This is a genomic window from Novosphingobium sp. FW305-C-111 (assembly GCF_058783565.1).
Map to the genome: position 1 here is coordinate 1 of NZ_JBYSYP010000034.1, position 1,322 is coordinate 1,322.

At 61.8% G+C, this 1,322-nt stretch carries 1 protein-coding gene; it reads left to right on the forward strand.

Annotated features, from left to right (window positions below; all coding sequences use genetic code 11):
* Positions 1-57 precede the first annotated feature (57 nt).
* Positions 58-1,281 carry an IS256-like element ISSpwi2 family transposase gene (locus AC3WLD_RS18810; RefSeq protein WP_014082638.1) on the forward strand — a complete coding sequence of 408 codons (1,224 nt, stop codon included), beginning with the start codon at positions 58-60 and terminating at the stop codon, positions 1,279-1,281.
* Positions 1,282-1,322 lie beyond the last annotated feature (41 nt).

The following is a 1,322-nucleotide window of genomic DNA, read 5'->3' on the forward strand; positions in this document are numbered from 1 at the left end:
GGGACTGTCAGGATTTCCGTGTGTGGCCGGGCATAATGGGCAACAAGGAGTCCCACTATGTCACGACGCAAAGAACCTGCCATACCGAATGAGCTTCTCGATCAGCTTTTGGCGGGCGGCGCTGCCAGTGCCGCCTTCGAGCAGGGCGGTCTGCTCGATTCGCTGAAGAAGGCGCTGACAGAGCGTGCCCTGAATGCGGAGATGGATCACCACCTCGCTGGCGAAGACGGCGCCGGCAACATGCGCAACGGCTACGGTCGGAAGACGGTAATGACCGACACCGGCAAGTTGGCGATCGACGTGCCGCGCGATCGCCAGTCGAGCTTCGACCCGCAGTTGATCGCCAAGTATCAACGCCGCTTTCCCGGCTTCGACGACAAGATCGTGTCGATGTACGCGCGCGGCATGAGCACCCGCGAGATCACCAGGCACCTGCACGATCTATACGGCATCGACGTCTCACCCGATTTGATTAGCACGGTGACCGACGCCGTGCTCGATGAGGTCGCCACTTGGCAGCAGCGGCCGCTCGATCCGGTTTACCCGCTGGTCTTCTTCGACGCGATCCGGGTCAAGATCCGCGACGAGGGCATGGTGCGCAACAAGGCGATCCACATTGCGCTGGGCGTCCGCGCCGACGGCGCAAAGGAGGTGCTCGGCTTGTGGCTCGAGCAGAATGAGGGTGCCAAGTTCTGGCTTCGGGTGATGAACGAGCTTCGCAACCGTGGCGTTGAAGACATCCTGCTGGCCGTCGTTGACGGCCTGAAGGGCTTTCCCGATGCGATCACCGCAGTGTTCCCCGATGCGATCGTCCAGACCTGCATCGTTCACCTGCTGCGCAACTCGATGGACTTCGTCTCCTGGAAGGACCGAAAGAACCTCGCCAGCGCGCTCAAGGAGATTTACCGTGCCACCGACGCAGATGCCGCCGAAAAGGCGCTGACAGCATTTGAGGCTGGCCCTTGGGGGCAGCGCTATCCCGCCATCGGCCAGAGCTGGCGGCGCGCCTGGGGCGAGGTGATCCCGTTTTTTGCGTTCCCCGACGAGGTCCGCCGGATCATCTACACTACGAACGCCATCGAAGCTTTGAACTCGAAGCTCAGGCGGGCTGTCAGGGCCAGGGGACACTTCCCCAGCGACGAGGCCGCCACCAAGCTGCTCTACCTGATCTTGAATCGGTCGGAGAAAGAGTGGAAGATGCCACCACGTGAGTGGACCATGGCGAAGGCGCAATTTGCCGTGATCTTCGGCGAACGTTTCATCAGAGCCATGGCGGCCTGATGATCAACCGCCCGGCCGCACACGGAAATCCTGACAGTCCC

Excerpts from the sequence above, each read along its gene's own strand:
- AC3WLD_RS18810 (WP_014082638.1), top strand. The coding sequence starts at position 58 with ATGTCACGACGCAAAGAACCTGCCATACCGAATGAGCTTCTCGATCAG.